Below are 26,787 nucleotides of genomic sequence, written 5' to 3'. Positions count from 1 at the left end.
AGTTCCACGCCCCGTTCACCGCCGAAGCTTGCCAAGAGAACCGCCATGCCGATCCGTCATTGCATCGTCCACCTGATCGACAAGAAGCCCGATGGCTCCCCCGCCGTGCTGCATGCCCGCGACACCGAGCTGGGCGCCTCCCAGGCCATCGAGAACCTGCTCGCCGACCTCAACGAGAGCTATAACGCCAAGCAGGGCAAGGCCTGGGGCCTGTTCCACGAGGAATCCAGCGCCTTTCCGTTCAGCGGCTGGCTGAAGGCCTACCTCGACGACAGCCAGGACTTCACCGCCTTCAGCCGCCAGGCGGTCGAACACCTGCAGAAGCTGATGGAGGAGTCCAATCTATCGGCCGGCGGCCATGTGCTGTTCGCCCACTACCAGCAGGGCATGACCGAGTACCTGGCCATCGCCCTGCTGCACCACAGCGAGGGCGTGGCGGTGACCGAGAGCCTGGACGTGACCCCGGCCAAGCACCTGGACCTCGGCCAGTTGCACCTGGCGGCGCGCATCAACATTTCCGAGTGGCGCAACAACGCCAACTCCAAGCAGTACATCTCCTTTATCAAGGGCAAGAACGGCAAGAAGGTCTCGGAATACTTCCGCGACTTCATCGGCTGCCAGGAGGGCGTCGACGGCCCCGGCGAGACCCGCACCCTGCTCAAGGCCTTCAGCGACTTCGTGGAGAGCGAGGACCTGCCGGAAGAGTCGGCGCGGGAGAAGACCAAGGCCCTGGTCGACTACGCCAGCAGCCAGGCCAAGCAGGGCGAGCCGATGACCCTGCAGGAGCTCTCCGGGCTGATCGACGAGGAGCGTCCCCAGGCCTTCTACGAGCATATCCGCAACAAGGACTACGGCCTGTCGCCGGAGATTCCGCCGGACAAGCGCACCCTCAACCAGTTCCGCCGCTTCACCGGCCGCGCCGAGGGCCTGTCGATCAGCTTCGAGTCGCACCTGCTCGGCTCGAAGATCGAGTACGACGAGGCCCAGGACTGCCTGATCATCCGCCACCTGCCGACCCAGCTGACCGATCAGCTCAAGCGCCGCAAGGACTGAATGCCGCGAGGGCGGCCCCCCGCAAGGGGCCCCTCATGCCGACGGCCATCGGCGCCCCAACTGCTAGAGTCAAACAGGCACCCACGCCGTTCCGTCGAGGTGCCGATATGCGCGAACCCGACCGACCTGCTGGCGTCCGCCAGGGCGCCAACCTTACCCAGCCGCGGCACCATGGCCGCCTGGGCTGAGGCGCGGGCGCTGTGCCTGTGCGCCCTGGTACTGCTGCAGAGCGGCCCCAGCACGGCGCAGAGCACGCCGCCAGCGGCGGCCCTGCGCTCGAACGAGGCCCGCTTCGTCACCGCCAACGCCGAGTTCACCCTGCTGCACGAGATGGGCCATCTGCTGATCGCCGAACTGCAACTGCCGGTGCTCGGCCGCGAGGAGGACGCCGCCGACCAGCTGGGTTTCATCAGCCTGTTCCTCTCCTACGACCGCCACCACGACGCCGGCTTCTACGCCAAGCTGCTGGATATCGCCGACTACTGGCGCCTGGAATGGCAGCGGCCGAAACCGGCCTACGAAGAGGTACATGCCTGGGACAGCCACGGCCTGGATGCCCAGCGCTTCTATAACCTGGCGTGCCTGATCTACGGCAGCGATCCGGATGAGCTGGAGTGGGTGCCGCACATCACCGGCCTGCCGGTGGAACGCGCGCTGTACTGCGACCAGGAGTATGCCCAGGTGCGCCGGGCCCTGGCCTGGGTCGCGCAGCAACACGGACGGCCGCCGGGCGCGCCGCCGGAGCATCGCCTGAAGGTGCTCTACGACCCGCCCAGCCCGCGCCTCAAGGACGGCCCGCGCCTGCTCGAATGGGTGCGCGAGTCCGGGGTGGTGGAGGCCATCGCCGAGCGTGTCAGCCAGGCCTACCGCCTCCCCCGCCCGCTGACCCTGCGCCTGAGCAACTGCGGCGCCGCGGACGCCTGGTACAGTCGCAACGGCGCCGAGGTCGTGCTCTGCTACGAGAGCCTGGCGCATTTCCGCAGCCTGGCCAGGCAGCTGCCGCGCCTGCGCCAGGCCGAACCGGACTAGCTAGCGCGTCTCGAGGCGAAAGCCCAGACGCGGGAAGTGCACATGCACGACGCCGGCACGCGGGTCTTCGCGGCGCAGGATCAGCTCCTCGGCACCGCAGAACAGCAACTCGCCCTCGACCGGATCGACGCCGTAATCCACGGCCGCGATCGCCACCCGCTGCCCGGGCGCAAAGCCGTTCGGATCGACGAAGGCCTCCTCCGGCAACGCCGCCGGCGTCGCCTCGCGCGCCACCGCGATGGCCTCCTCGGCACTCATCTCGCTGAGCGAACCGTGGCCGAAGCCCAGCACCCGCGCCAGCCAGGCGGCGATCTCCGGGTAGTCGTCGACCAGCGGCGCGGTCACCGGCGTGCCGCGCAGGAACCACAGCGCATGGGCCAGGGCGAAGTCGGCCAGCGAGGGCTCGCCGAACAGGAAGTCGCCCTCCTCACGCGCCAATTGCTGCTGCAGGCGCGCCATCAGGGTCGGCCACTGGTGCTTGGCCTGCTCCAACGGCAGGCGGGAGGCCTGGCCGCCGCTGAACAGCGCGCCGCGGTCGGCCATGAAGCTCTTGAGGAACTCCGGCGGCAGCGTGGCGAAGCGCACGGCGATGGACTCGGGCTGGAACACCAGGCTCACCGCGTGCTGAAACACTACGGAGTCGGCCCACTGGGCGAGGGTCGCGACATTGAACTCCTGGCCCTCGGGGAACAACGTCGGGGTGAGCTTCTCCGCCTCCAGGCGCCGGGCGATCAGCGCCGTATCGCAGTAGATGTCGGCGCCGACCTGCAACACCGGGGTCTTGCGATAGCCGCCGGTCAGCGCGGTCAGGTCCGGTTTGGGCATCAGCGGCGGGATCATCACCGAACGCCAGGACAGCTGCTTGAAGCCCAGCATCAGGCGGGCCTTCTCGGCGAACGGCGAGGTCGGATAATGGTGCAGGATCAACTCGTGCATGACTGGCTCCGTGTCGCTAGGGGGAAGTAACAAGCTTACCCGGCCGGCCGGCGCCGGCCTACCTGCCTAGCCTGATAGTACGCCATCAGGCGCGCCGATAAGGCCGCCGGCGGCGACCAGGGCCTCCTTGGCCGCCTTGCCCAGGCGCTTGATCGCCCGCTCGCGGCGCAGGGCGTCGCCCTTGCCGGCACAGGCCTCGGTGTAGACCAAGGCCACCGCCGGGCTGGAATGGAAGAAGCGCGCGCCCTTGCCGCTGCGGTGCTGGACGAAGCGCCGCTGCGGGTCGTCGCTGATGCCGCAGTACAGCGCGCCGTTGCCGGCGCGCACCAGGTAGACGAACCAGACCTTGCCCCCCGCCTCACTCATCGGCGGAAAACCACTCCCGGGCCGAGCGCCACAGGCAGATGCCGACGAAATAGGCCGAGGCCGACAGCCAGATCGCCAGCAGCCAGATCGGCTGGCTGGGGTAGCGCAGGATCAGCGCCAGGCAGGCGAGCATCCACACCAGGGTCACGGCGATATTGAGCGGCATGAACTGGCGGACGCGGAAGGGGTGGAGGAACTTCATCCGCGTGAGGGTCAGCCCCGCGAGCAGGAGGATGGTGGCAAAACTCAGCCAGGGGGCGAAATCCAGCAGGTAGAGGTAGACCACCACCACGTTCCACGCGGCCGGAAAGCCGACGAAGTAGTTGTCCTGGCTCTTCATGTTGACGTTGCAGAAGCAGAACAACGACGACAGCAGGATCAGCCCGACCGCCGGCAGCAGGGTGTAGTCGGGCAGTGGCACGAAGCGATAGACGAAGATCGCCGGAATGAACACATAGGTGAGGTAGTCGATCACCAGGTCCAGGGTCACCCCGTCGAAATGCGGCAGCACGCCCTTGACGTCGAACTTGCGCGCCAGGGTGCCATCCAGGCCGTCCACCAGCAGGGCCAGGCCGAGCCACAGCAGGCAGGTTTGCGGCCGCCCGTCGAGCACCGCCAGCAACGCCAGCAGCGCGAGAATCACCCCGCTGGCGGTCACCGCGTGCACGGTCCAGGCCTTGGCCTTGTTCAGCGATAGCAGCAGTTCACTCACGGTCGGGCTTCCTGAAAGGCGATGCTCATGGTCATCGGACAGCGCGGCTGTGCAGGCCGCCGCTATCTTGGATGAAAGCACGGGGCACAGAGATTACCACCGCCCCCGGTCACCTACCTAGGCAGCCGAACCAGGCGCCGCTAGCGCGTAGCCCTGAATTGCGCCAAGCCCTTGAGCGCCTGACGGCGGATGGCCTGCTGCACCGGCGGCGCCCAGCCCAGCACCCACCCCTTGAGCCCCAGGGCCTGGCGAGACCAGCGCCACAGGTCGAAACTATCGCGGTGCTCGATGATCTTGCCGTCGCGGAACAGGAAGTGCGCCTCGATTGGGTTGACCACGCGCCGGCCGGTCTGGCTGAACCGATAACGGGCGACCCAGCGGGCACTGCCCTGGCGGTCGTCCGCCTGCACCCGGTCGAAGGTCAGGGAAAAGTCCTGGGCCCGCGCCGTGAGCATGCGCCACATGTCCGCCGCCGCGGCTCCGCGCAGACCCTCGAACACCGGATCGTCGAAACGCACGTCCTCGGCGTAGCAGGCGGCCATGGTCTCGGCATCCAGTTGCTGGAAAGCCCGGTAGAACCGGCTGATCAGTTCGGCATTGGGATGACGCATAGGCCCGGCTCCAAAGATATGAGGCCCATGAGTATGGGTGCAGCTACGCCGCGACGCGATTGGCGCAATCGACAATCTTGTGTCAATAATCGCCAAACTCCTGTCGACAGCCTACCCCCATGCTCCAGATCGCGCTGCATGTCTGCCCGCAAACCTCGTGCTCCAGCCTGAGCATGGCCCACGATGCCTTCACCCTGGCCAACCGCCTGGCCGGACGGCCATTGTTCAATCTGCAGCGCTTCAGCGCCGATGCCCGGCCGGTCGAACTGGAGTTCGCCTGCATCCGGGTCGACGGCGGCCTGGAGCTGGCAGCCCGCGCCGAGCTGCTGATAGTGCCGGCGACCGGCAGCGCCATCGACGCCAACCTGACAGCGAATGCCGCGTTCCTGGCCTGGCTGGCGCAGCGCCCCGCCCACCAGCAGATCGCCAGCCTGTGCAGCAGCGCCTTCCTGCTCGCCGCCGCCGGCTTGCTCGACGGTCGCCGGGCCACCACCCACTGGGCCCTGGCCGATGCGTTCCGTAGACGCTTCCCGAGAATTGCGCTGGATGTCGAGCAGATGCTCTGCCACGACGGCAACCTGCTCAGCTCCGGCGGCGCCCATGCCGGCCTGGACCTGTGCCTGTACCTGATCGCCCGGCATGCAGGGGACGACCTGGCGCGGCTGGTTGCCAACGCCCTGGTGTTCGACAGCCCGCGCGGCCAGCAAGCGCGCTTCGCTCCGCTGCTCCCCCAGGACAGTCGCGACGACCCGCAGCTCGGCCCGCTGCTGCACTGGCTGCATCAGCATCACGCCGAACCGATCGACCTCAACCGCCTGGCCGCGCGGGCCAACTGCTCGCCACGCACCCTGCTGCGGCGCTTCAAGGCCAGCACCGGACTGACGCCCAACGACTATCTGCAGCGCCTGCGCATCACTGCCGCGCAGCGCGCCCTGAGCGACCCGACGCACTCTCTGGAGCAGATTGCCGAGCGGGTCGGCTACGGCGACCGCGCGACCTTCGCCAAACGCTTCAAGCAGCTGTGCGGAGAGTCTCCGGGCGCCTTCCGCCAGCGCCTGCGCCAAACGACCTGAGCCGCGGCTGTAGCCCGGCAGGCCGAATACGGCTGCATAAAAAAGGGAGCCTCCTGGCTCCCTTTTTTATGCGGCACGTTACCGATGGGTCAGTGCAGGATCTGGCTGAGGAACAGCTGGGTGCGCTCGTTCTTCGGGTTGGTGAAGAAGGTGTCCGGGTCGGCCTCCTCGACGATCTCGCCCTTGTCGAGGAACAGCACCCGATTGGCCACGGTACGGGCGAAGCCCATCTCGTGGGTCACACAGAGCATGGTCATGCCGTCTTCGGCCAGGCCGACCATGGTGTCCAGCACTTCCTTGACCATTTCCGGGTCGAGGGCCGAGGTCGGCTCGTCGAACAGCATGATCTTCGGTTTCATGCACAACGCCCGGGCGATCGCCACGCGCTGCTGCTGACCGCCGGACAGTTGCCCCGGGTACTTGTTGGCCTGCTCCGGAATGCGCACGCGCTCCAGGTAATGCATGGCCACTTCCTCGGCCTCGCGCTTGGGCATCTTGCGCACCCACATCGGCGCCAGGGTGCAGTTCTGCAGCACGGTGAGGTGGGGGAACAGGTTGAAGTGCTGGAACACCATGCCGACCTCGCGGCGCACCGCCTCGATGTGCTTGAGGTCGTGGGTCAGCTCGGTGCCGTCGATGACGATTCGCCCCTGCTGATGTTCCTCCAGACGATTGAGGCAGCGAATGGCGGTGGACTTGCCCGAACCGGACGGGCCGCAGAGGACGATGCGCTCGCCCTGCTGCACGTTCAGGTTGATGTCCTTGAGCACATGGAACTGGCCGTACCACTTGTGCACGCCGTCCATCTGGATGATCCCCGGCGCGGCGCTGATCGACTGCTTGATAGCTTCACTCATGACATAACTCCTAACGCTTGTGGCCAGTGTCCAGCTTGCGCTCCAGGTGCATGGAGTAGCGGGACATACCAAAACAGAAAATCCAGAAAATCAGCGCCGCGAACACATAGCCCTCGGTGGCCATGCCCAGCCAGGCCGGGTCGGTGGTCGCCTGCTTGATGCTGTTGAGCAGGTCGAACAGGCCGATGATGATCACCAGGCTGGTGTCCTTGAACAGGGCGATGAAGGTGTTGACGATGCCGGGAATCACCAGTTTCAGGGCCTGCGGCAGGATCACCAGCCCCATCATCCGCCAATAGCCCAGGCCCATGGCCGCGGCCGCCTCGTACTGCCCCTTGGGGATGGCCTGCAGACCGCCACGCACCACCTCGGCGATATAGGCCGACTGGAACAGGATCACCCCGATCAAGGCGCGCATCAGCTTGTCGAAGCTGAGCCCTTCCGGCAGGAACAGCGGCAGCATCACCGAGGACATGAACAGCACGGTGATCAGCGGCACGCCGCGCCAGAACTCGATGAAGGTCACGCACAGCACGCGGATCGCCGGCATGTCCGAACGCCGACCGAGGGCCAGCACTATGCCCAATGGCAGGGCGCCGGCGATCCCCACCGAGGCGATCACCAGGGTCAGCATCAGACCGCCCCAGCGGCTGGTCGGCACGGTCGACAGACCGAAGAAACCGCCGTGCAGCAACCAGTAGGCCAGCAGCGGATACAGCACCAGGAAGGCCAGGCCGTACACGGCCTTGCGCGGCATCTGCGGGACGAACAGGGGCGCCGCGCCGATTATCGCCATCCACAGCGTCAGGTCGACGCGCCAGCGCAGGGTTTCCGGGTAGAAGCCGTACATGAACTGGCCGAAGCGCTGCTGCACGAACACCCAGCAGGCGCCTTCATTGGTGCAGTCTGCCCGCGTCGTACCGACCCAGTTGGCCTCGATGAAGGCCCACTGGATGATCGGCGGGATGATCAGCCAGACCAGGTAGACGGCGAACAGGGTCAGCAGGGTGTTGAACCAGTTGGAAAACAGGTTGGCCCGCAGCCAGCCGAGTACACCGACGCTCAGCACGGGTGGCGGCATGTCGGGTCTGAAGGTATGGGTTTGCATGGGCTGCTCCTTACCGCTCGATCAGCGCAATGCGCTTGTTGTACCAGTTCATCAGGATGGAAATGCTGATGCTGATGGCCAGGTAGACGCTCATGGTGATGGCGATCACCTCGATGGCCTGCCCCGTCTGGTTGAGCACGGTGCCGGCAAACAACGAGACCATGTCCGGATAGCCGATACCGGCCGCCAGGGAGGAGTTCTTCGCCAGGTTGAGGTACTGACTGGTGAGCGGCGGAATGATCACCCGCAGGGCTTGGGGAATGATCACCAGACGCAGGGTATAGCTGCCGCGCAGGCCCAGGGAGCGCGCCGCCTCGGTCTGCCCATGGCTGACCGCCATGATCCCGGAACGCACGTTCTCGGCGATAAAGGCCGCGGTATAGATGGTCAGCGCCAGGGTCAGGGCCATCAACTCGGGGATCATCACCCAGCCGCCGCGGAAGTTGAAACCGGCCAACTCGGGCATGCTCCATTGCAGCGGATTACCCGCCACCACGACTGCCAGGCCCGGAAGCCCGACGATCAGCGCCACTGCGGCGATCGACACGTGGAAGACCTTACCGGTCGCCTCTCGACGCGCCTTCGCCCAGCGCCCGATCAGCACGATGCTGATGATCGCGATCAGCACCGCCCCGATAAAGGTGCCGAATGCGTCTGACGCGCTAGGCGCCGGCATGTATAGGCCGCGGCTGTTGAGGAAGAAGCTCTGCCCGACCTCCAGGCTCTGCCGCGGGCCCGGCAAGGACAGCATGACCGCGAAGTACCAGAAGAAGATCTGCAACAGCGGCGGGATGTTACGGAAGGTCTCGATGTAGACGGTGGCGAGTTGGCTGATCAACCAGTTTTTGGACAGCCGCGCGACACCGAGGATGAAGCCCAGGATGGTCGCGAAGACGATGCCGATGACCGAGACCAACAGGGTGTTGAGCAGGCCGATGACGAACACCCGTCCGTAGGTGTCGCTCTCGGTGTAGTCGATCAGGTGCTGGGCGATGCCGAAGCCGGCGCTGTTGTTGAGGAAGGAGAAGCCGGAGGTGATGCCGCGTTTCTCCAGGTTGGTCTGGGTGTTATCGAACAGGTACCAGCCGATCGCCATGACGGCGATGACGGCGAGAATCTGGAATATCCATGCGCGTACCTTGGGATCGGTCCAGACCGAGCCCTTGGGGTGCGAGGTATCTGCGGTATTTTGCATAGGAGCCCTCTTGGAACACCCTCGCCCGCGTCCGCGGGCCAGGGGTTCACGTCGTCAGAACGATGCCGGCGCCCCAGGACGGGACACCGGCAAAGACGGTCAGCGCACCGGCGGTGCGTACTGCAGACCACCTTTGTTCCACAGGGCATTGAGGCCACGTTCGATCTTCAGCTCGCTGCCGGCACCGACGTTGCGATTGAAGCTTTCGCCGTAGTTACCCACTTGCTTGACGATCTGTACCGCCCAGTCTTTCGGCAGTTTCAGGTCCTTGCCGAACTCACCCTCGGCGCCCAGCAAGCGAGCGATGTCCGGGTTCTTGGTGGACTTGGCCATCTCCTCGACGTTCTTCGAGTCGATGCCCAGTTCTTCGGCGTTGAGCATGGCGAACAGCGACCAACGCACGATGTCGAACCACTCTTCGTCACCCTGGCGCACGACCGGACCCAGCGGCTCCTTGGAGATCACTTCCGGCAGCACCACGTACTCTTCCGGCGCGGCCAGCTTGATGCGCTGGGCGTACAGCTGCGACTGGTCGGAGGTCAGCACGTCGCAACGGCCGGCTTCCACCGACTTGGCGCTCTCGTCGGAGGTATCGTAGGTGATGGGGGTGTACTTCATGCCGTTGGCACGGAAGTAGTCGGAGAGGTTCAGCTCGGTGGTGGTACCGGCCTGGATACAGACGGTGGCGCCATCGAGTTCCTTGGCGCTGGACACGCCGAGCTTCTTATTCACCAGGAAGCCCTGGCCGTCGTAGTAGTTCACGCCGGCGAAGTTCAGGCCCAGGCCGGAGTCGCGCGAGCTGGTCCAGGTGGTGTTACGCGAAAGGATGTCGACTTCGCCGGACTGCAGCGCGGTGAAGCGCTCCTTGGCGGTCAGCGGGCTGTATTTGACCTTGGTTGCGTCACCGAATACGGCGGCTGCCACGGCACGGCACACATCGACGTCGAGCCCCAGGTAGTTGCCCTTCTCGTCCGCGTAGGAGAAGCCCGGCAGACCATCGCTGATACCGCACTGCACGAAACCTTTCTTCTGCACCGCGTCCAGGGTAGCGCCCGCCTGAGCGAAGCTGCTGACACCGAGAACGGCTGCGGTAGTCAGTACCGCCAGGGTGGATTTCACCATCTTCATTAAAACCTCCAGTTGCTTTTGTTGTGTTGGAGTCTCGGTCCTACCACCCTGCCCTTTTGGGGCTCGTCGGATGCGTCGGCAGCAACGCGTCAAACCGGCGGATCAGACCTCTTCGAGAGTCTAGTTGGCGAATCTTCCTTAAGCCAAGAAACTCTCGTGTACCCACTGGTCGAATGGGTCGGAGACGGATAGCCATTTGCTCCTCGCCCGGCATGCAATGCTAGACGAACCTTTGGAAACCCCATCAAATCGGCTTCCCGTCTGCTCCGCTCCCGGCCTGGTACAGGTGTTACCGCACCGGGCAACGTCATCAGTCCTATTGGCCATAGCAAAGCCCATACCAGCACCTTGCCATTACCACCATACGGACAGGTCAAGCGTAAAACTTGTAATCTTGCGACATATTCTTCCCAGATTAGTCACCTAGCCAAAGCGCTGCCGCCCTCCAATAGACACGGCCGCACCAGACTGGAGCCCCGCCATGAGCGATCCTTTGATTCTTCACCCCACACCTCGCGCAGACGCCTGCGTCGTCTGGTTGCACGGCCTGGGCGCCGACCGCTACGACTTCCTGCCGGTGGCCGAAGCGCTGCAGGAGCGACTACCCAGCACCCGCTTCGTCCTGCCGCAGGCACCGACCCAGGCGGTGACCATCAACGGCGGCTGGGCCATGCCCAGCTGGTACGACATCTTGACCATGAGCCCGGCTCGCGCGATCAACCGCGAACAACTGGAGGCATCGGCGCAACAGGTGCTAGCGCTGATCGAGGCCCAGCGCGACAGCGGCATAGACCCCCGGCGCATCTTCCTCGCCGGCTTCTCCCAGGGCGGTGCCGTGGCCCTGCATGCCGCGTTCCTGCGCTGGCAGGGGCCGCTCGGCGGAGTGCTGGCGCTGTCCACCTATGCACCGACCCTCGACGGCGACACGCAACTGGCCGATGACAAGAAGCAGTTACCCGTGCTCTGCCTGCACGGCACCTTCGATGATGTGGTACAGCCCACCCTGGGCCGCGCCGCCCATGATGCGCTTGCGGCCCAGGGCGTGGAGGTGCGCTGGCGCGAATACCCGATGGCTCACGAAGTCCTGCCGGAGGAGATTCGCGATATAGCCGACTGGCTGGAGGAGCGCTTGGGCGACAACGGGGCGGCATCCGGACAGGTGCCATGATGCCGGGCAAGGCGTAGGGGGCTCCTGCGTCATGGCCCTGCCGGCGGCGCCGAAACGTGACGAGCTAGTCAGATTCCTCAGCCATCGGTCGTGCAAGGCAGCTTGAGGATTGCCAGCCCCGGCTCGCCGGCATACTGTCGGGATTGGAGATCGCCTGACAACAGGGAGTGTTCGCGATGCCCGCCCCCCTTCACAGCCAGCGCCGCGCGCCTTCGCCATGAAAGAAGCGCATTGGCAAGTCGACCCGCAACGTATCCATCAACTGCGACTGTTCAACAACGTCGCCGCCAGCTGCGTGAACCAGGTGCTGAAGTCCTTCCGGGCCTGCGAGCTGGAAGCCGGCGAGATACTGCTCTCGCCCTTCCAGCGCAACCAGCACCTGTATCTGCTGCTCAGTGGCCAACTCAAGGTCTATCTCGGCTCACTGGACAACCAGCCGGTGAATACCCTGAACGTCGGCGACTGTGCGGGAGAGATCAGCTTCATCGACAACCAGGCGCCGTCGGCCTACGTGGTGGCGAGTACGCCCTGCAGCGTGCTACGCCTGCATCGTGAAGCCCTGATCAAGCTGTTCCAACAATCGCCGCAACTGATGCACAACCTGCTCAGCCTGCTCTGCGAACGGCTGCGTTCAGGCAACCGCATTCTCCTGGACAGCGAACAGAGCGCCAATATCGATGCCCTAACCGGCGCGTTCAACCGCCGCTGGCTCAAGCATGTATTCGAACGGGAAAGCACCCGCTGCGCGTTCAACAGCCAGCCGCTGTGCCTGCTGATGCTGGATGTCGATCACTTCAAGGCCTACAACGACCGGCACGGGCACCTGGCCGGCGACTATGCCTTGAGCATGGTCGCCCACACGCTGCGCGAGCAGTTGCGGCCCAAGGACAGCCTGATCCGCTACGGCGGCGAGGAGTTCGTCATCCTGCTGCCGGAGATCGGCGAGGACGACGGTCGGCGCATCGGCGAGCGCCTGCGCATGGCCCTGCAGCAGATCCCCTCCTTCTACGCGCCCAGCGGCGTGCTGCCGGGGGTAACGGTATCCATCGGCCTGGCCCTGATGCGCCAGAGGGATGAGCTATCAGACCTGATCGCCCGGGCCGACAGCGCGCTATACCGGGCCAAGCAACAGGGCCGCAACTGCCTGTACGGCTAGCGGCGACCTCTCGGTAGATTGTTCAGCCGGTGGATTCCCGGCGTTCTGGGCGTGCGCCCAACCGAGGCCTCCAGAAGCCCCGGATGAACCTGCCTCACCTTTGGCTAGGCTCATACCAGCGCCATGCCTTGCTCGCCCCGCACCTCCGGAGACCCCATGCGCAAGCTCCTGCTTATCCTGCTGCTCGCCATGGGTGCTGGGGCGCTCTTTTTCAGCCTGCCTCAGCTGCTCGACCGCCTGCTCAACGGCGTCGCCGTCGCCCCGCCCTACTCGGCGAGCGAATCGGCGCGACGTCTTCACCAGCAGCTGTTCGTCGCCGACCTGCACGACGATGCGCTGCTCTGGCAGCGCGACCTCCTCGAACGCCACAGCTACGGCCACTCCGACCTGCCGCGGCTGCTCGAAGGCGGCGTGGCGCTGCAGGTATTCTCCGCCGTGACCAAGACCCCGCGCGGGCTCAACTACCAGCGCAACGCCGCCGACAGCGACAACATCACCCTGCTGGCGCTGGCCCAGCGCTGGCCAAGGGCGACCTGGGACAGCCTGCTGCAACGGGCCCTGTACCAGGCCGCTAAACTCCGGCAGGCGGCGACCGCCAGCCAGGGTCGCCTGGTGCTGATCCGCAGCCGGAAAGACCTAGCGGCCTTTATCCAGGCCCGCCAGCAGGACCCGCGGCGGGTGGCCGCGCTGCTCGCCACCGAGGGCCTGCACCCGCTGGAAGGCAACCTGGACAACCTCGAGCGCCTGTATGACGCCGGTTTTCGCATCGCCGGCCTGACCCACTTCTTCGACAACGAAGTCGGCGGCTCCGCCCACGGCCTGGACAAGGGCGGGCTCACCCCGTTCGGGCGCCGGGTGATCGCCCGCCTGGAAGACAAGGCCATGCTGATCGACCTGGCCCACGCCTCCGCCGCCCTGATCGACGACGTGCTGGCCATGGCCCGACGACCGCTGCTGGTATCCCACACCGGCGTCGCGGGCACCTGCCCCGGCCCGCGCAATCTCAGCGACCCGCAGCTGCGCGGCATCGCCGCCAGCGGCGGGCTGGTCGGCATCGGCTACTGGGACGCGGCCGTCTGCGCCACCTCGGTCGAGGCCATAGTACGGGCGATCCGCTACACCAGCGGGTTGATCGGCGTCGAACATGTGGCCCTCGGCTCGGACTTCAACGGCACCATCCGCGCGCCCTTCGATGTCAGCGGCCTGGCGCAGCTGACCGAGGGCCTACAGGCGGCCGGCTTCAGCCATGCCGAGATCGCCGCGATCATGGGCGGCAACGTCCAGCGCCTGCTGCTGGCGACCCTGCCGCCGGACTGACCGAGCAGTCAGGCAGCCCCTTGAGGAAAATGCCGCACAGGCATTGACAAGTCGCCCGAGCAGGGTGCTTCGCCGCGCCGACTTCTTGCTTTACACTGGCCGCCGTTCACTCCTTAACCAATTGACGAGATGACCGTGCTCAAAGCACTCAAGAAGATGTTCGGCAAAGCCGAGGGCGAGCAAGCCGATACGCTCACTGCGCCCGCAGCGCCTCGCAGCCAAAACGCCCAAGACGAGAAGCCCAACCGCCCCGCCAAGCCCAGAGACGCCGGACGTGCGGCCACTGACAGTGCCGAGGCGCCAGACAATGCCGCAACCAAACCGGCACGCGGCGGCAAGGGCAACGCCAGCAAGCCACGCCGCGAGCGTGCGGCCAAGCCCGTCGACAACTGGAAGCTGGAAGACTTCGTGGTGGCACCTGCCGAAGGCAAGACCCGCTTCCACGACTTCGACCTCGATCCGCGGGTGATGCACGCCATCCACGACCTCGGCTTCCCTTATTGCACGCCGATCCAGGCCCAGGTCCTCGGCTACACCCTCAAGGGCCAGGACGCCATCGGCCGCGCCCAGACCGGCACCGGCAAGACCGCGGCCTTCCTCGTCTCGATCATCAGTCAGCTGCTGCAGACCCCGCCGCCGAAAGAACGCTACATGGGCGAGCCGCGCGCGCTGATCATCGCCCCGACCCGCGAGCTGGTGGTGCAGATCGCCAACGATGCCATCGGCCTGACCAAGTACAGCGGCCTGAACGTGATGAGCTTCGTCGGCGGCATGGACTTCGACAAGCAGCTCAAGCAACTGGAATCGCGCTTCTGCGACATCCTGGTGGCCACCCCGGGCCGCCTGCTGGACTTCAACCAGCGCGGCGAGGTGCACCTGGACATGGTCGAGGTGATGGTGCTCGACGAGGCCGACCGCATGCTCGACATGGGCTTCATCCCCCAGGTGCGGCAGATCATCCGCCAGACCCCGATGAAGGGCGAACGCCAGACCCTGCTGTTCTCCGCCACCTTCACCGAAGACGTGATGAACCTGGCCAAGCAGTGGACGGTGAATCCGGCCATCGTCGAGATCGAGCCGGAGAACGTCGCCAGCGACACGGTCGAACAGCACGTCTATGCGGTCGCCAGCGCCGACAAGTACAAGCTGCTGTACAACCTGATCACCCAGAACGACTGGAGCCGGGTGATGGTCTTCGCCAACCGCAAGGACGAGGTGCGGCGCATCGAGGAGCGCCTGACCCGCGACGGCGTCAGCGCCGTGCAGATGTCCGGCGACGTGCCCCAGCACAAGCGCATCCGCGCCCTGGAAGGCTTCCGCGAGGGCAAGATCCGCGTGATGGTGGCCACCGACGTGGCCGGCCGCGGCATCCATGTCGAAGGCATCAGCCATGTGATCAACTTCACCCTGCCGGAAGACCCGGACGACTACGTGCACCGCATCGGCCGCACCGGCCGCGCCGGAACCAGCGGCACCTCCATCAGCTTCGCCGGCGAGGACGACGCCTTCGCCCTGCCGCCGATCGAGGCGCTGCTGGGGCGCAAGATCAACTGCGAGATGCCGCCGGACGCGCTGCTCAAGCCGGTGCCGCGCAAGCACTGACGGCACAGCGACAGGACAAGGCGAAGCCCCGGCTTCGCCTTTTTTCTTCCTGCGAGGTCGCCGGAACGTAAGTCGCCGCCGCCCGGGTATTTGTCGAACAACACATAAAAGTCCAGAATAGACTTTTTGTATAACTCGACTCCGGAGCGTCCTATGGCGTGCGTCACCCCCTATGTCATCCAGCAGGCCGAAGCCGAGCAGCTGCTCGGCCAGATCGACGTCCACCAGATCATGCTCGCCATGTTCCGCAGCCTGGCGGCGGGCGAGGCAGTGCAGCCGGCGCAGCAGCTGGTCGAGTTCCCCAACGCCGCCGGCGACTTCATCAATTACCTCGGCGTACTGGCCGAAGCCGGCGTGTACGGGGTCAAGACCTCGCCCTATATCGTTCGCCAGCAGGGTCCGCTGGTCAGCGCCTGGACCCTGCTGATGTCGATGCACAGCGGCCAGCCGCTGCTGTTGTGCGACGCCGGCCTGCTCACCACCGCGCGCACCGCCGCCACCACCGCGGTCGCCGTGGACGCCCTGGCGCCCGCCCAGGCACGACGCCTGGCGGTGATCGGCAGCGGCGCCGTGGCCCGCGCCCACGTACACTACGCCAGGGGCCTGCGCGCCTGGCAGAGCATCGCCATCTATTCGCCGGGCCTGCTCGAGCAGGACCCGGCGCAGCTGCAGCAGTTGCAGCGCTTGGACCCGCGCCTGCAGCTGTGCGCCCGCCTGGAGGAGGCCACCGACGGCGCCGAGGTGATCATGCTCTGCACCTCCTCTGCCGGCCCGGTGCTCGACCCCACCAAGCTGGGCCGACCGGCACTGATCACCTCGATCAGCACCAACGCGCCGCGCGCCCACGAGGTGCCGCCGCAGTCGCTGGACGATATGGACGTGTATTGCGACTACCGCGCCACCACCCCCGCCAGCGCCGGCGAAATGTGCCTGGCGAGCGAAGACCACGGCTGGGATCGCAGCCAGATCCGCGGCGACCTGGCGCAACTGCTCAGCGACCAGGCGCCGCTGCCGGACTACCGCCGCCACGCCTTCTTCCGCTCGATCGGCCTGGGCCTGGAAGATATCGCCCTGGCCCACGCGCTCTATCGACTCAAGTGCCAGCAGGAGGTCGTCGCCTGATGCAGCACGTCGACTACCTAATCATCGGCGCCGGGATCGCCGGGGCATCGACTGGCTACTTCCTCTCCCCCCACGGCAAGACCGTCCTGCTCGAGCGTGAAAGTCTGCCCGGCTACCACGCTACCGGACGCTCGGCCGCCCTCTATACCCTGGCCTATGGCACGCCCCAGGTCAGGGCCCTGAGTGCCGCCAGCCGGACGTTCTTCGACAGCCCACCGACGGGCTTTGCCGAACACCCGCTGCTCAGCCCGCGCCGCGAGATGGTCGTCGACTTCAGCGGCGACCCGGAGGAATTGCAGCGCCAGTTTGCCAGCGCCCAGGCCAGCGTGGCCGAGATGCGCCTGCTGGATGCCGACCAGGACTGCGCCCTGGTCCCGGTGCTGCGCCGCGACAAGGTGCGGGGCGCCATGCTCGACCCCAGCGCCGCCGACATCGACACCGACGCCCTGCACCAGGGTTACCTGCGCGGCATCCGCCAGCACGACGGCGAGATCCACAACCAGCGCGAGGTGCAGGCCATCGCCCGCGACGGCGACGGCTGGCGGGTCGATTGCGGCAGCGCCCAGTACCGCGCCCGGGTGCTGATCAACGCGGCCGGCGGCTGGTGCGACCAGATCGCCGCCCTGGCCGGGGTGGCGCCGATCGGCCTGGTGCCCAAGCGCCGCGCCGCCTTCACCTTCCAGGGCGCGGAAGGCCTCGACTGCCAGGCCTGGCCCTGCGTGGTCAGCCTCGACGAGTCCTTCTACTTCAAGCCCGACGCCGGCCTGCTGCTCGGCTCGCCGGCCAACGCCGACCCGGTCGAGCCCCACGACGTGCAGCCGGAGGAACTGGACATCGCCCTGGGCATCTACCAGATCGAGGAGCACACCCACCTGAGCATCCGCCGCCCAGCGCATACCTGGGCCGGGCTACGCTCCTTCGTCGCCGACGGCGACCTGGTCGGCGGCTTCGACCCACTGGCGCCGGGCTTCTTCTGGTGCGCTGCCCAGGGCGGCTACGGCATCCAGACCTCGCCGGCCATGGGCCAGGCCTGCGCCGCCCTGGTGCGCGGTGAAGCGCTGCCCGCAGCGCTGCGCCAGTTCGGCCTGAGCGCCGAACAGCTGTCCCCCGCCCGCCTCCTCCGCTGAGCGAAGATGACGCTACGGACACTTTGCGGCACACTCGCAGCGCCCCTCGTGCCGGGCGCTGACTGGAGCCCTTCCCCGATGAAGCCGACACCCGCCGCCGACCTGGACAATTTCCGGGCCATCGCCGACGCCATCGCCACCCTGTTCTTCCCCCACGCCGAGGTGGTACTGCACGACCTGCGCACGCAGAAGATCGACTACATCGCCAACAACCTCTCCAAGCGCGAGGTCGGCGACGACGCGGCGCTGGAGGACATGCTCGACGGCGCCACACAGGAGCGCACCATCGGCCCCTACGAGAAGCTCAACTGGGACGGGCAGAAGATCCGCTCGGTCAGCAGCGTGCTGCGCGACGCCCGGGGCACGCCGATTGCCGTGCTGTGCCTGAACCTGAACATCTCGCTGTTCGAGAGCGCCAAGCAGGCGCTGGACCTGTTCCTCGCCCCCGGCCGGCTGATCCCCCAGCCCGACGCGCTGTTTCGCGACGACTGGCAGGAGCGCATCAACACCTTCCTGCACAACTGGCTGCGCCAGCGCCAGCTCGGCCTCAACCTGCTGACCCGCGAGCACAAGCGCGAACTGGTCGAGGCGCTGCACGCCGAGGGCGCGTTCAAGGGCAAGAGCGCCGCCAACTACGTGGCCAACGTGCTGAACATGGGCCGCGCCACCGTGTACAAGCACCTCAAGGAGATCAAGGGCGAGGGCTGAGCCCGGACCACGCATCCCTGCGCTGGCCGCCGCGCTCACCGAGCGCCCATGGAAAAGCCGCGCACTGCGCGGCTTTTTTGCAGGTCAGGAGGCGTCAGTCGCCGTAGATGTCGAAGTCGAAGTACTTGCTCTGGATCTTCTGGTACTGACCACTGGCGCGAATCGCCTGGATCGCCGCGTTGAGCCTGCCGAGCAGCTCGGCGTCGCCCTTGCGCACGGCGATGCCGGCGCCCTCGCCGAAGTAGTGCGGGTCGGTGAAGGACGGGCCGACGAAGGCGAAGCCCTTGCCGTTGTCGGTCTTGAGGAAGCCCTCGTCCACCGGAACGGCGTCGGCCAGGGTGCCGTCCAGGCGCCCGGAGATCAGGTCCAGGTAGATCTCGTTCTGCGAGCTGTAGCGCACCACCTCGACGCCCTTGGCCGCCAGCACCTCGCTGGCGAAGCGGTCGGTGGTGGTCGAACGCTGCACGCCGATGCGCTTGCCCGCGAGGCCGGCGAAGTCCGCGTCGACCTCGCTGCCCTGCTTCATCACCAGGCGCGCCGGGCTGTAGTAGTACTTGCCGGTGAAGTCCACCGACTTGCGCCGCTCGTCGGTGATGGTCATGGAGGAGAGGATGGCGTCGACCTTCTTCACCTTCAGCGAGGGGATCAGGCCGTCGAACTCCTGCTCGACCCACTGGCACTCGACCTTCATCTCGGCGCACAGGGCGTTGCCGATGTCGTGGTCGAAACCGTCGATGCGGCCATCGGCGGTCTTGAAGGCGAACGGCGGATAGGCCGCCTCGATGCCCAGGCGCAAGGGCTTGTCGGCGGCGAACAGGCTGGACGTCATCAGGCTCAGGGCGAAGCCGCCCAGTATGGCGAGTTTCTTCATGGTGCGGGTTCCTGCGGGGTGGGTGACAGGGCTGGCGACCACGGGCAGACGCCGCGGCCGCGCGGAAGGCGGCAACACGAAAGACAGGCGCAGAGGGACTGCTACCGGGCGGGAGCGGATGAGCGATAGCGCTGGCGGAGCGGGCATCGGCCGGCCTCGTATTGTACTTATAAGTCCATACTGGACTCTTGGGTACACATCGTCAACCGGGCAGCCGGATAGGCGAGCCGCGGGGCGCGCGACTCGGCCTGGTCAGGGGAGCAACGGCGGCAGTGCCGTCAGGCGCGCACCGCCGCGCCGGTACGCCTAGGCCTTGCCCCAGCGCGCAGCGGCACCCTGGTCGCTGGCGCGGCCCTCGACCCAGCGCGGGCCGTCGCTGGTGTCTTCCTTCTTCCAGAACGGCGCGCGGGTCTTGAGGTAGTCCATGACGAAGGCGCAGGCGTCGAACGCGGCCTGGCGGTGGGCGCTGCTGGTGCCGACGAAGACGATAGGCTCGCCCGGCTCCAGGCGGCCGATGCGGTGGATGATCTGGATATTCAGCAGCGGCCAGCGCCGCCCGGCCTCTGCGGCGATCTTGCCCAAGGCCTTCTCGGTCATGCCGGGGAAGTGCTCGAGAAACATGCCGCCGACCTCGCGGCCCTCGTTGAAGTCGCGCACGTAACCGACGAAGCTGACCGCCGCACCGACGCCGACATTGGCCGCATGCAGCGCGTTGGTCTCGGCACCCGGATCGAACGGCTCGTGCTGAACGCGAATGGCCATGCTCAGCCCCCGGTCACGGTGGGGAAGAAGGCCACCTCGTCGCCCTCCGCCAGGGGCTCGTCGAGACCGCACAGTTCCTGGTTGCGCGCGCACATCAGGTTCTGCTCGGCCAGCACCTCCCACACCCCGCCACGGGCCAGCAGGTGGCGGCGCAGGTCGTCGAGGGTCGCGAAGCCCTGGCTGTCGCGCAGCTGCTCGCCATCCAGGCCCAGGGTTTCGCGGTAGCGGGCGAAGTACTGCACGCGGATCATTGCTCGTCCCCAGCCTTGTAGTGGCCACTCTTGCCGCCGAGCTTCTCCAGCAGGCGCACGCTCTCGATGATCATGCCGCGGTCCACCGCCTTGCACATGTCGTAGATGGTCAGCGCGGCGACACTGGCGGCGGTCAGCGCCTCCATCTCCACGCCGGTCTGCCCGGAGAGCTTGCAGCGCGCGCGGATGCGCACGGCGTCATCGCCCTCGGCCGTAAGTTCGACCTTGACGCTGGTCAGCATCAGCGGATGGCACAGGGGGATCAGGTCGGCGGTCTTCTTCGCCGCCTGGATGCCGGCGATGCGCGCCACGGCGAACACGTCGCCCTTGGGGTGCTCGCCCTCGACGATCATCTGCAGGGTCTGCGGGCGCATGCGCACCCGGGCTTCGGCCACGGCCTCACGGACGGTCAGGGCCTTGTCGCTGACGTCGACCATATTGGCGCGACCTTGGGAATCGAGATGGGTCAACACAGGTTTGCTCCAGGCGGGTATCGGCCGATTGTAAACCCGCGGGTCAGCTTTCGGCACCTGTGAATGCCATGGAATCGGATGGTCAGTCGCCACCGCCGCGCCGGGCACAGGCCCGACGCGGCGGATAGGACGGGAGGGTGGGTTACATATGGCTCTCGGCGAACTCGGCGAGGATCGAGCGCGGCACCCCTTGCAGGGTGATGTGCACGCCGTGTTCGAAGTCCTTGAAGCGTTCGGTGAGGTAGGTCAGACCCGAGCTGGGCGCCGACAGGTAGGGCGTATCGATCTGCGCCAGGTTACCCAGACAGACCACCTTGGAGCCGCTGCCGGCGCGGGTGATGATGGTCTTCATCTGATGCGGGGTGAGGTTCTGGCACTCGTCGATGAGGATCAGGCTCTGCTGGAAGCTGCGCCCACGGATGTAGTTCAGCGATTTGAACTGCAGCGGCACCTTCTGCAGGATGTAGTCGACGCTGCCGTGGGTGTTCTCGTCCTCCATGTGCAGCGCTTCCAGGTTGTCGGTAATGGCGCCGAGCCAGGGCTCCATCTTCTCCGCCTCGGTGCCGGGCAAAAAGCCGATCTCCTGGTCCAGGCCCTGCACGCTGCGGGTGGCGATGATGCGCCGGTAACGCTTGCTGACCATGGTCTGCTCGATGGCCGCGGCCAGGGCCAGGATGGTCTTGCCCGAACCGGCGGCGCCGGACAGGTTGACCAGGTGGATGTCCGGGTCGAGCAGGGCATAGAGCGCCAGGGCCTGGTAGATGTCGCGCGGGCGCAGGCCCCAGGCCTCCTGGTGCATCAGGGGTTCCTGGTGCAGGTCGAGGATCACCAGCTCATTGGCCTCGATGCCCTTGATCCAGCCGACGAAGCCCTGCCCGTCGACGATGAACTCGTTGACGTGCACCGCCGGCAGGTTGTCGATCAACTGCACCCGGTGCCAGGTACGGCCATGATCCTGGCGGGTCTCCACGGTGCTGACGCGGTCCCAGAACGAGCCCTCCATGCTGTGGTAACCCTGGGACAGCAGGGACACGTCGTCGACCAGCTGGTCGGTGTGGTAGTCCTCCGAATCGATGCCGCAGGCCCGCGCCTTCAGGCGCATGTTGATGTCCTTGGTCACCAGCACCACGGCCACCCCGGGACGCCGCGACTTGAGCTCGACCAACTGGTTGATGATCTTGTTGTCGTTGAGGTCTTCCGGCAGCCAGGTGATCGGCGAGGCGCTCTTGCTCATGAGAATCGACAGGAACCCGCAGGGCCCGCTCTTCTCCCGCTGAATGGGTACGCCCAGCTCGACCTCGTCGGGCGCGGCACTGCCGAGAATCTTGTCGATCAGGCGGATGGCCTGGCGGCATTCGGCGGCGACGCCGGCCTTGCCCGTCTTCAGCTTGTCCAGTTCCTCCAGCACGGTCATGGGGATGGCGACGTGGTGTTCCTGAAAATTCAGCAACGCATTGGGATCGTGGATCAGGACATTGGTGTCGAGAGCGTAGAGGGTCGGAGCGGTGGGCGTGGAGCGTCCATGGTCATCCATACTCGGTCACCTTCTTGTAGTAGCCATGCGACGGAATGCCACAGCAGCGCTCCGCCGCGGGAGGCCGCCGACGACTCAGGCGGGGCTGAGAAGGTGCAAGCAGGATGAGGGCCGATGGCCGCCACCTGTCTGCAGGATTCGGCGGTCTTGCTTTTTAATTACTCCAAAAAACATGACAGGCAAACGTTCTTTTCAACTTTTTGAACTTTATTTTGCCTGTCGACGAATAACCCTTGGCGATGCCCCCCCAGCCCGTTACAGTCAAAAGTCCTACCGGCGCGATTGACGCCATTTTCCCGCCTCTTCTCTGCCGCCTTACCCGGCGTGCCCATTCTCGGCGCAGCGGTTGACCTCGACCGTCACGTGCACCAGTTCGCCGATCCCTTGCAGGCGCGCCTTGTAGCGATCCGCCGAGCCATTGCCATGGGTCACCACACTGGCGATGCAGGCGAACTGCGCCCGCCCGACACGCCACAGGTGCAGGTCCGCCAGTTCGGTGTCCGGCTCCGCGACCAGGGCGCTGCGTACCCGCGCCACCAGCGGGCTGTCCATCTCCCGGTCGAGCAGCACCTTGCCGGTCTCCAGCAACAGGCCCTTGGCCCAGACCGCGATGATCACCGCGCCGATCACGCCCATCAGCGGATCGAGCCAGGTCCAGCCCAGCCACCAGCCGCCGAGCAGGGCGATGATCGCCGCCACCGAGGTCAGCGCATCGGCCAGCACGTGGACGAAGGCCGCGTGGCGATTGAGGTCGCGCCCGCCGCTCGGTCCGTGGTCGTGGTCGTGGTCGTGGTCGTGGTCGTGGTGAGCATGGCCATGATCGTGGCTGTGCTCGCCGCCGAGCATCCAGGCCGATGCCAGGTTGACCAGCAGGCCGATCACGGCGATCAGCAGGGCCATGTCGAAGGCGATCTGCTGCGGCTGCCACAGGCGCCACAACGACTCGAAGGCGAGCATGGCGATGACCACGAGCAGCAGGATGGAACTGGCGAAGCCCGCCAGCACCTCGATCTTCCAGGTGCCGAAGGCGAAACGCCGGTCGTTGGCATAGCGCCGGGCCAGCAGGTAGGCCAGCGCGGTCAGGCCGATGGCGAGCATATGCGAGGCCATGTGCCAGCCGTCGGCCAGCAGGGCCATGGAGTTGAAGGCATAGCCGGCGGCGATCTCCACCAGCATGGTCGCCCCGGTCAGGGCGGTGACGCGCCAGGCCTGGCGTTCGGCACGGCTTTCCAGTGGGCGGTAATCGTGGGAGGGTTCCCAGCGCGAGTGGTTGCAGGCGGTCATAACGACTCCTTGTTGGCCATGGGTACCAGCCCACACTAAAAGACCGGGGCGGCCCCCGGGTCAACCCTCCCCGGCGCGCGTGGCCGAGGGCTACCGCCGGGCACTCAATCGCCGCGATAGGTAGAGCCAGGGGCGCCGCTCGGCCTAGAATCGCCGCCAGGACTTTCAGGAGCAGCCCCTATGCTGATGGTGATTTCCCCCGCCAAGACCCTCGACTACCAGACGCCGCCGGCGACCCAGCGCTACAGCCAGCCCGAACACCTCGACCACGCCCAGGCCCTGATCAGCCAGCTGCGCGACCTCAGCCCCGTGCAGATCGCCGAACTGATGCACCTGTCGGACAAGCTCGCCGGGCTCAACGCGGCGCGCTTCGCCAGCTGGACGCCGCACTTCACCCCGGACAACGCCAAGCAGGCGCTGCTGGCGTTCAAGGGCGACGTCTACACCGGCCTGCATGCCGAGGACTTCGACGAGGACGACTTCGACTTCGCCCAGACGCATCTGCGCATGCTCTCCGGCCTGTACGGCGTGCTGCGCCCCCTGGACCTGATGCAGCCCTACCGCCTGGAGATGGGCACCAAGCTGGCCAACCCGCGAGGCAAGGACCTCTATGCCTTCTGGGGCGAGCGCATCAGCGGCTGGTTGAACGAGGCCCTGGCGGCCCAGGGCGACCGGGTGCTGCTCAACCTGGCCTCCACCGAGTATTTCGGCGCGGTCAAGCGCAAGGCCCTGGACGCGCGCATCATCGACACCGAGTTCAAGGACCTGAAAAACGGCCAGTACAAGATCATCAGCTTCTACGCCAAGAAGGCCCGGGGGCTGATGGCCCGCTATGTGATCAAGCACCGCCTGACCGATCCCGAGGCCCTTAAGGGCTTCGACGCCCAGGGCTATCGCTACTCGGCCGGGCACTCCACGGCCGACAAGCTGGTGTTCCTGCGCGACCAGCCGCTGGACTGAACTCGCCCCGGCGGCGGGACTAGCCTGCCGCCCCATGCCCGTCGCCCCGGCCTTGTGTAGGATGGCAAGGTGTCCATCCGCCAAGGCCATCGCCATGCTAATCGGCGCCTTCCTGCTGCTGACCTGGTTCATCCTGCTGATCCGCTATCCGGGCAAGGCCCTGCCGATCTCCATGGCCGCCCTGCTCGGCCTGGGCCTGGTGGCCAGCTGGGTGCTCTGGCAGGAGAGCCGGGAAAGCCGCCACCTGGCCCACCTGCAACTGCGCCTGGAGTACGCCCCGCAGCGCTGCCCGGACAACCGCCCGCTGGCGCTGGAGCTGACCAACGGCAGCGACGCCGTCCTGCGGGAGCTGCATTGGCAGATCGCCGCCTACCGCCCCGGCGAGACGGTCAACCTGGCCCGCCGGCTGTACGAGTCGCCGCGCTACAGCGGCCCCGGCGACCTGCTGCCCGGCGCCAGCTGGCAGGACTGCCTGCCGCTGCCGACCCTGCGCAGCGGCTACCGCGCCAGCACCCTGGAATTCCGCGCCGAACGCCTGCAGGGCAGCTTCGCCGATTGAATCCAGACTGCACGGATACCCCCGTCCACCCGAACCAGAGAAAGGAAGCCCCATGACCCCGCCCAGCGTTCTGATCACCGGTTGTTCCAGCGGCATCGGCCGCGCCCTGGCCGACGCCTTCCAGGCCGCCGGCTACCGGGTCTGGGCCTGCGCGCGCAAGGCCGAGGACCTCGCCGCCCTGGAAGCCGCCGGCTTTGCCGCGGTGCCGCTGGATGTCAACGACGGCGCCGCGCTCGAGCGACTGGCCGAGCGCCTGCAACGGGAGAGCGGCGGTCTCGATGTGCTGATCAACAACGCCGGCTACGGCGCCATGGGCCCGCTGCTGGACGGCGGCGTGGAGGCCCTGCGCCGGCAGTTCGAGACCAACGTGTTCGCCCTGGTCGGCGTCACCCGCGCCCTGTTCCCGCTGCTGCGCCGCAGCCGCGGCCTGGTGGTGAACATCGGCAGCGTCTCCGGCGTCCTCGCCACCCCCTTCGCCGGCGCCTACTGCGCCTCCAAGGCCGCGGTGCACGCCCTCTCCGACGCCCTGCGCCTGGAACTGGCACCCTTCGCCATCGAGCTGATGGAGGTGCAGCCCGGGGCCATCGCCTCCAGCTTCGGCGCCAACGCCAGCCGCGAGGCCGAACAGCTGCTCGGCGAGGGCTCGCCCTGGTGGCCGCTGCGCGAAGGCATCCGCGCCCGCGCCAAGGCCTCCCAGGACAACCCGACCCCGACCGCGCAGTTCGCCGCCGAGCTGCTGGCCGCGGTGCAGCGGCGCAAGCGTCCGCAGCTGCTGCGCCTGGGCAACGGCAGCCGCGCCATGCCGCTGATGGCCGCGCTACTGCCCAGGCCCTGGCTGAGCGCGCTGTTGCGAAAGCGCTTCGGCCTCAACGTGCAACTCTGAGACGGCTCCGTCCGCCGACGCGGGCCGCGCACCACCGAACGGGAGACCCGCCATGCCCCAGCCATTCGACGCCACCGCGAACCGCCAGGCCGAACGCCTGGCCCTGACCTTTCTCGACCGGGTCTGGCAGCCGCCCCATGACCTGGATGCCATCGACGAGCTGATGACCGAGGACTATGTCATCACCTCCGGCGGCCAGACCATTCGCGGCCGCGACGCCTTCAAGGCCTGGGTCAAGGCGTTCCAGGAACTGCTGCTGGACGCGCGCACCGACAACCTGGAGGTCTTCGCCAACCCCGCCGGCGACCGGGTGGTGTCGCGCTGGCGCTGCTCGGGGCGCAACAATGGCATGCTCGGCACCCCCGCCGACGGCCGGCCGATCGCCTTCAGCGGCGTGGCCATCTGGACCGTGCGCGACGGCCGCCTGGCCGAGTGCTGGGTCGAGCGCAGCGCCTGGGAACTCTATCAACAGCTGACGACCCAGCCCTGATGCCGCCGCAGCGCGTGGCCATGCTGCGCTACGCCCTCGGCGGGGTGGCCGCCGTGGTCCTGCTCAACCTGCTGCTGCGCAGCCTGGTGAAGCTCGGCGGCCTGCCGGCCACCCTGTTGATCGCCGTGACGGTCGCCGCCGCCATGGCCCTGTGCTTTGCCGCCGAGGCCCGCCGCGCGCCCCAGCCGCAGGAGCGCCGGCGCCTGCTCTGGCTCTATGGCGGGTTGCTCGCGCTGCTCTATCTGGCGCTGCTGGGGATGATGAGCCTGCAGGACAGCCCAGGCCCCATGGGCGTGCTGATCTTCGCCCTGCACTACCTGTGCTACCCGGCGAGCGCCGCGCTGCTGTTCTCCAAGCGGACCTTCTCGTGGCTCGCCCCGCCGCGCCCGTAGGTCCAGGGGCTTCCGCCCGTCCTGCCGGTGGAACCGGGCTCGCAAGCGGCGGTTCTATAT

29 protein-coding genes are annotated in these 26,787 nt (G+C 66.8%); 15 read left to right on the top strand and 14 right to left on the bottom strand.

From position 1 onward, the window contains the following. The first annotated feature begins 45 nt into the window (after positions 1 to 45). On the top strand, positions 46 to 1,053 hold the full coding sequence (gene yejK, locus ACSX1C_RS20925) for a nucleoid-associated protein YejK (RefSeq protein WP_439887704.1): 1,008 nt from the start codon (positions 46 to 48) through the stop codon (positions 1,051 to 1,053). Between the two features lie 171 nt (positions 1,054 to 1,224). Further along, positions 1,225 to 2,082, top strand: a complete 858-nt coding sequence (locus ACSX1C_RS20920) for a DUF4344 domain-containing metallopeptidase (protein ID WP_439887703.1) — start codon at positions 1,225 to 1,227, stop codon at positions 2,080 to 2,082. Here ACSX1C_RS20920 and ACSX1C_RS20915 read toward each other — a convergent pair whose 3' ends face one another. From ACSX1C_RS20915 to ACSX1C_RS20900, 4 genes are all read right to left on the bottom strand, one after another. Next, positions 2,083 to 3,018 carry a glutathione S-transferase family protein gene (locus ACSX1C_RS20915; protein WP_439887702.1) on the bottom strand — a complete coding sequence of 312 codons (936 nt, stop codon included), beginning with the start codon at positions 3,016 to 3,018 and terminating at the stop codon, positions 2,083 to 2,085. A gap of 66 nt (positions 3,019 to 3,084) precedes the next feature. Continuing rightward, the gene (locus ACSX1C_RS20910) at positions 3,085 to 3,384 is read right to left on the bottom strand and encodes a GIY-YIG nuclease family protein (protein WP_318643026.1); all 300 of its coding nucleotides are present in this window, start codon (positions 3,382 to 3,384) and stop codon (positions 3,085 to 3,087) included. Next, on the bottom strand, positions 3,377 to 4,096 hold the full coding sequence (gene pcsA, locus ACSX1C_RS20905; RefSeq protein WP_439887701.1) for a phosphatidylcholine synthase: 720 nt from the start codon (positions 4,094 to 4,096) through the stop codon (positions 3,377 to 3,379). The genes ACSX1C_RS20910 and pcsA overlap by 8 nt, the downstream gene beginning before the upstream one ends. Before the next feature lie 140 nt (positions 4,097 to 4,236). Then, entirely contained in the window at positions 4,237 to 4,707 is a 471-nt protein-coding gene (locus ACSX1C_RS20900) for a nuclear transport factor 2 family protein (protein WP_439887700.1), read from the bottom strand. A gap of 119 nt (positions 4,708 to 4,826) precedes the next feature. Between ACSX1C_RS20900 and ACSX1C_RS20895 the strand changes: the two genes are divergently transcribed. Beyond that, a complete protein-coding gene (locus ACSX1C_RS20895) occupies positions 4,827 to 5,780 on the top strand; it encodes a GlxA family transcriptional regulator (RefSeq protein ID WP_439887699.1) in 954 nt (317 codons plus the stop codon). 89 nt (positions 5,781 to 5,869) lie between these two features. Here the strand turns inward: ACSX1C_RS20895 and ACSX1C_RS20890 are convergent, their stop codons facing one another. The 4 genes from ACSX1C_RS20890 to ACSX1C_RS20875 form a co-directional block, all read right to left on the bottom strand. Next, positions 5,870 to 6,637, bottom strand: a complete 768-nt coding sequence (locus tag ACSX1C_RS20890) for an amino acid ABC transporter ATP-binding protein (protein ID WP_439861135.1) — start codon at positions 6,635 to 6,637, stop codon at positions 5,870 to 5,872. Between the two features lie 10 nt (positions 6,638 to 6,647). Further along, positions 6,648 to 7,745 (bottom strand): amino acid ABC transporter permease, encoded by a 1,098-nt coding sequence (locus ACSX1C_RS20885; RefSeq protein WP_439887698.1) that lies wholly within the window; start codon positions 7,743 to 7,745, stop codon positions 6,648 to 6,650. A gap of 10 nt (positions 7,746 to 7,755) precedes the next feature. Beyond that, positions 7,756 to 8,940, bottom strand: a complete 1,185-nt coding sequence (locus ACSX1C_RS20880) for an amino acid ABC transporter permease (RefSeq protein ID WP_439887697.1) — start codon at positions 8,938 to 8,940, stop codon at positions 7,756 to 7,758. A 99-nt stretch (positions 8,941 to 9,039) separates the two neighbouring features. Continuing rightward, positions 9,040 to 10,068, bottom strand: a complete 1,029-nt coding sequence (locus tag ACSX1C_RS20875) for an amino acid ABC transporter substrate-binding protein (RefSeq protein WP_318643038.1) — start codon at positions 10,066 to 10,068, stop codon at positions 9,040 to 9,042. A 481-nt stretch (positions 10,069 to 10,549) separates the two neighbouring features. Between ACSX1C_RS20875 and ACSX1C_RS20870 the strand changes: the two genes are divergently transcribed. From ACSX1C_RS20870 to ACSX1C_RS20840, 7 genes are all read left to right on the top strand, one after another. Next, positions 10,550 to 11,236, top strand: coding sequence for an alpha/beta hydrolase (locus ACSX1C_RS20870; protein ID WP_318643040.1), 687 nt, complete (start codon positions 10,550 to 10,552; stop codon positions 11,234 to 11,236). Positions 11,237 to 11,453: 217 nt separating this feature from the next. Further along, a complete protein-coding gene (locus tag ACSX1C_RS20865) occupies positions 11,454 to 12,392 on the top strand; it encodes a GGDEF domain-containing protein (RefSeq protein WP_439887696.1) in 939 nt (312 codons plus the stop codon). A 156-nt stretch (positions 12,393 to 12,548) separates the two neighbouring features. Beyond that, complete coding sequence (locus ACSX1C_RS20860; protein WP_439887695.1) at positions 12,549 to 13,709, top strand: dipeptidase; 1,161 nt, start codon at positions 12,549 to 12,551, stop codon at positions 13,707 to 13,709. Positions 13,710 to 13,844: 135 nt separating this feature from the next. Beyond that, complete coding sequence (gene rhlB / locus ACSX1C_RS20855) at positions 13,845 to 15,311, top strand: ATP-dependent RNA helicase RhlB (protein ID WP_439887694.1); 1,467 nt, start codon at positions 13,845 to 13,847, stop codon at positions 15,309 to 15,311. Positions 15,312 to 15,464: 153 nt separating this feature from the next. After that, complete coding sequence (locus tag ACSX1C_RS20850; RefSeq protein WP_439887693.1) at positions 15,465 to 16,433, top strand: ornithine cyclodeaminase family protein; 969 nt, start codon at positions 15,465 to 15,467, stop codon at positions 16,431 to 16,433. Continuing rightward, complete coding sequence (locus ACSX1C_RS20845) at positions 16,433 to 17,560, top strand: NAD(P)/FAD-dependent oxidoreductase (protein WP_439887692.1); 1,128 nt, start codon at positions 16,433 to 16,435, stop codon at positions 17,558 to 17,560. Before ACSX1C_RS20850 ends, ACSX1C_RS20845 begins: the two co-directional genes overlap by 1 nt. 78 nt (positions 17,561 to 17,638) lie before the next feature. Beyond that, a complete protein-coding gene (locus tag ACSX1C_RS20840; RefSeq protein WP_439887691.1) occupies positions 17,639 to 18,268 on the top strand; it encodes a helix-turn-helix transcriptional regulator in 630 nt (209 codons plus the stop codon). A 94-nt stretch (positions 18,269 to 18,362) separates the two neighbouring features. Here ACSX1C_RS20840 and ACSX1C_RS20835 read toward each other — a convergent pair whose 3' ends face one another. From ACSX1C_RS20835 to dmeF, 6 genes are all read right to left on the bottom strand, one after another. Continuing rightward, a complete protein-coding gene (locus ACSX1C_RS20835) occupies positions 18,363 to 19,139 on the bottom strand; it encodes an ABC transporter substrate-binding protein (protein WP_439887690.1) in 777 nt (258 codons plus the stop codon). A 306-nt stretch (positions 19,140 to 19,445) separates the two neighbouring features. Further along, the gene (gene moaE / locus ACSX1C_RS20830; RefSeq protein WP_439887689.1) at positions 19,446 to 19,901 is read right to left on the bottom strand and encodes a molybdopterin synthase catalytic subunit MoaE; all 456 of its coding nucleotides are present in this window, start codon (positions 19,899 to 19,901) and stop codon (positions 19,446 to 19,448) included. Positions 19,902 to 19,903: 2 nt separating this feature from the next. Beyond that, complete coding sequence (locus ACSX1C_RS20825) at positions 19,904 to 20,152, bottom strand: MoaD/ThiS family protein (protein ID WP_439887688.1); 249 nt, start codon at positions 20,150 to 20,152, stop codon at positions 19,904 to 19,906. Then, positions 20,149 to 20,625, bottom strand: a complete 477-nt coding sequence (gene moaC / locus ACSX1C_RS20820) for a cyclic pyranopterin monophosphate synthase MoaC (RefSeq protein WP_439887687.1) — start codon at positions 20,623 to 20,625, stop codon at positions 20,149 to 20,151. The genes ACSX1C_RS20825 and moaC overlap by 4 nt, the downstream gene beginning before the upstream one ends. A gap of 142 nt (positions 20,626 to 20,767) precedes the next feature. After that, positions 20,768 to 22,159, bottom strand: coding sequence for a PhoH family protein (locus ACSX1C_RS20815; protein ID WP_318643057.1), 1,392 nt, complete (start codon positions 22,157 to 22,159; stop codon positions 20,768 to 20,770). A gap of 315 nt (positions 22,160 to 22,474) precedes the next feature. Further along, positions 22,475 to 23,443 (bottom strand): CDF family Co(II)/Ni(II) efflux transporter DmeF, encoded by a 969-nt coding sequence (gene dmeF, locus ACSX1C_RS20810; protein WP_439887686.1) that lies wholly within the window; start codon positions 23,441 to 23,443, stop codon positions 22,475 to 22,477. Between the two features lie 180 nt (positions 23,444 to 23,623). On the opposite strand from dmeF, the gene yaaA reads away from it, so the two are divergent. From yaaA to ACSX1C_RS20785, 5 genes are all read left to right on the top strand, one after another. Beyond that, positions 23,624 to 24,403, top strand: coding sequence for a peroxide stress protein YaaA (gene yaaA, locus ACSX1C_RS20805; protein ID WP_439887685.1), 780 nt, complete (start codon positions 23,624 to 23,626; stop codon positions 24,401 to 24,403). Positions 24,404 to 24,497: 94 nt separating this feature from the next. Next, the gene (locus ACSX1C_RS20800; protein WP_318643063.1) at positions 24,498 to 24,962 is read left to right on the top strand and encodes a multidrug transporter; all 465 of its coding nucleotides are present in this window, start codon (positions 24,498 to 24,500) and stop codon (positions 24,960 to 24,962) included. Between the two features lie 52 nt (positions 24,963 to 25,014). Next, the gene (locus ACSX1C_RS20795; RefSeq protein ID WP_439887684.1) at positions 25,015 to 25,845 is read left to right on the top strand and encodes an SDR family oxidoreductase; all 831 of its coding nucleotides are present in this window, start codon (positions 25,015 to 25,017) and stop codon (positions 25,843 to 25,845) included. Positions 25,846 to 25,897: 52 nt separating this feature from the next. Next, positions 25,898 to 26,335: an ester cyclase gene (locus tag ACSX1C_RS20790; protein WP_369958840.1), complete on the top strand. Its 438-nt coding sequence runs from the start codon at positions 25,898 to 25,900 to the stop codon at positions 26,333 to 26,335. Next, a complete protein-coding gene (locus ACSX1C_RS20785) occupies positions 26,335 to 26,727 on the top strand; it encodes a hypothetical protein (protein WP_439887683.1) in 393 nt (130 codons plus the stop codon). The genes ACSX1C_RS20790 and ACSX1C_RS20785 overlap by 1 nt, the downstream gene beginning before the upstream one ends. The last annotated feature ends 60 nt before the right edge of the window (positions 26,728 to 26,787 follow it).

It is taken from the genome of Pseudomonas sp. MBLB4123 (genome assembly GCF_051904775.1).
GTDB lineage: Bacteria > Pseudomonadota > Gammaproteobacteria > Pseudomonadales > Pseudomonadaceae > Aquipseudomonas > Aquipseudomonas benzenivorans_B.
This window is presented reverse-complemented; position numbering and strand designations above follow the sequence as displayed.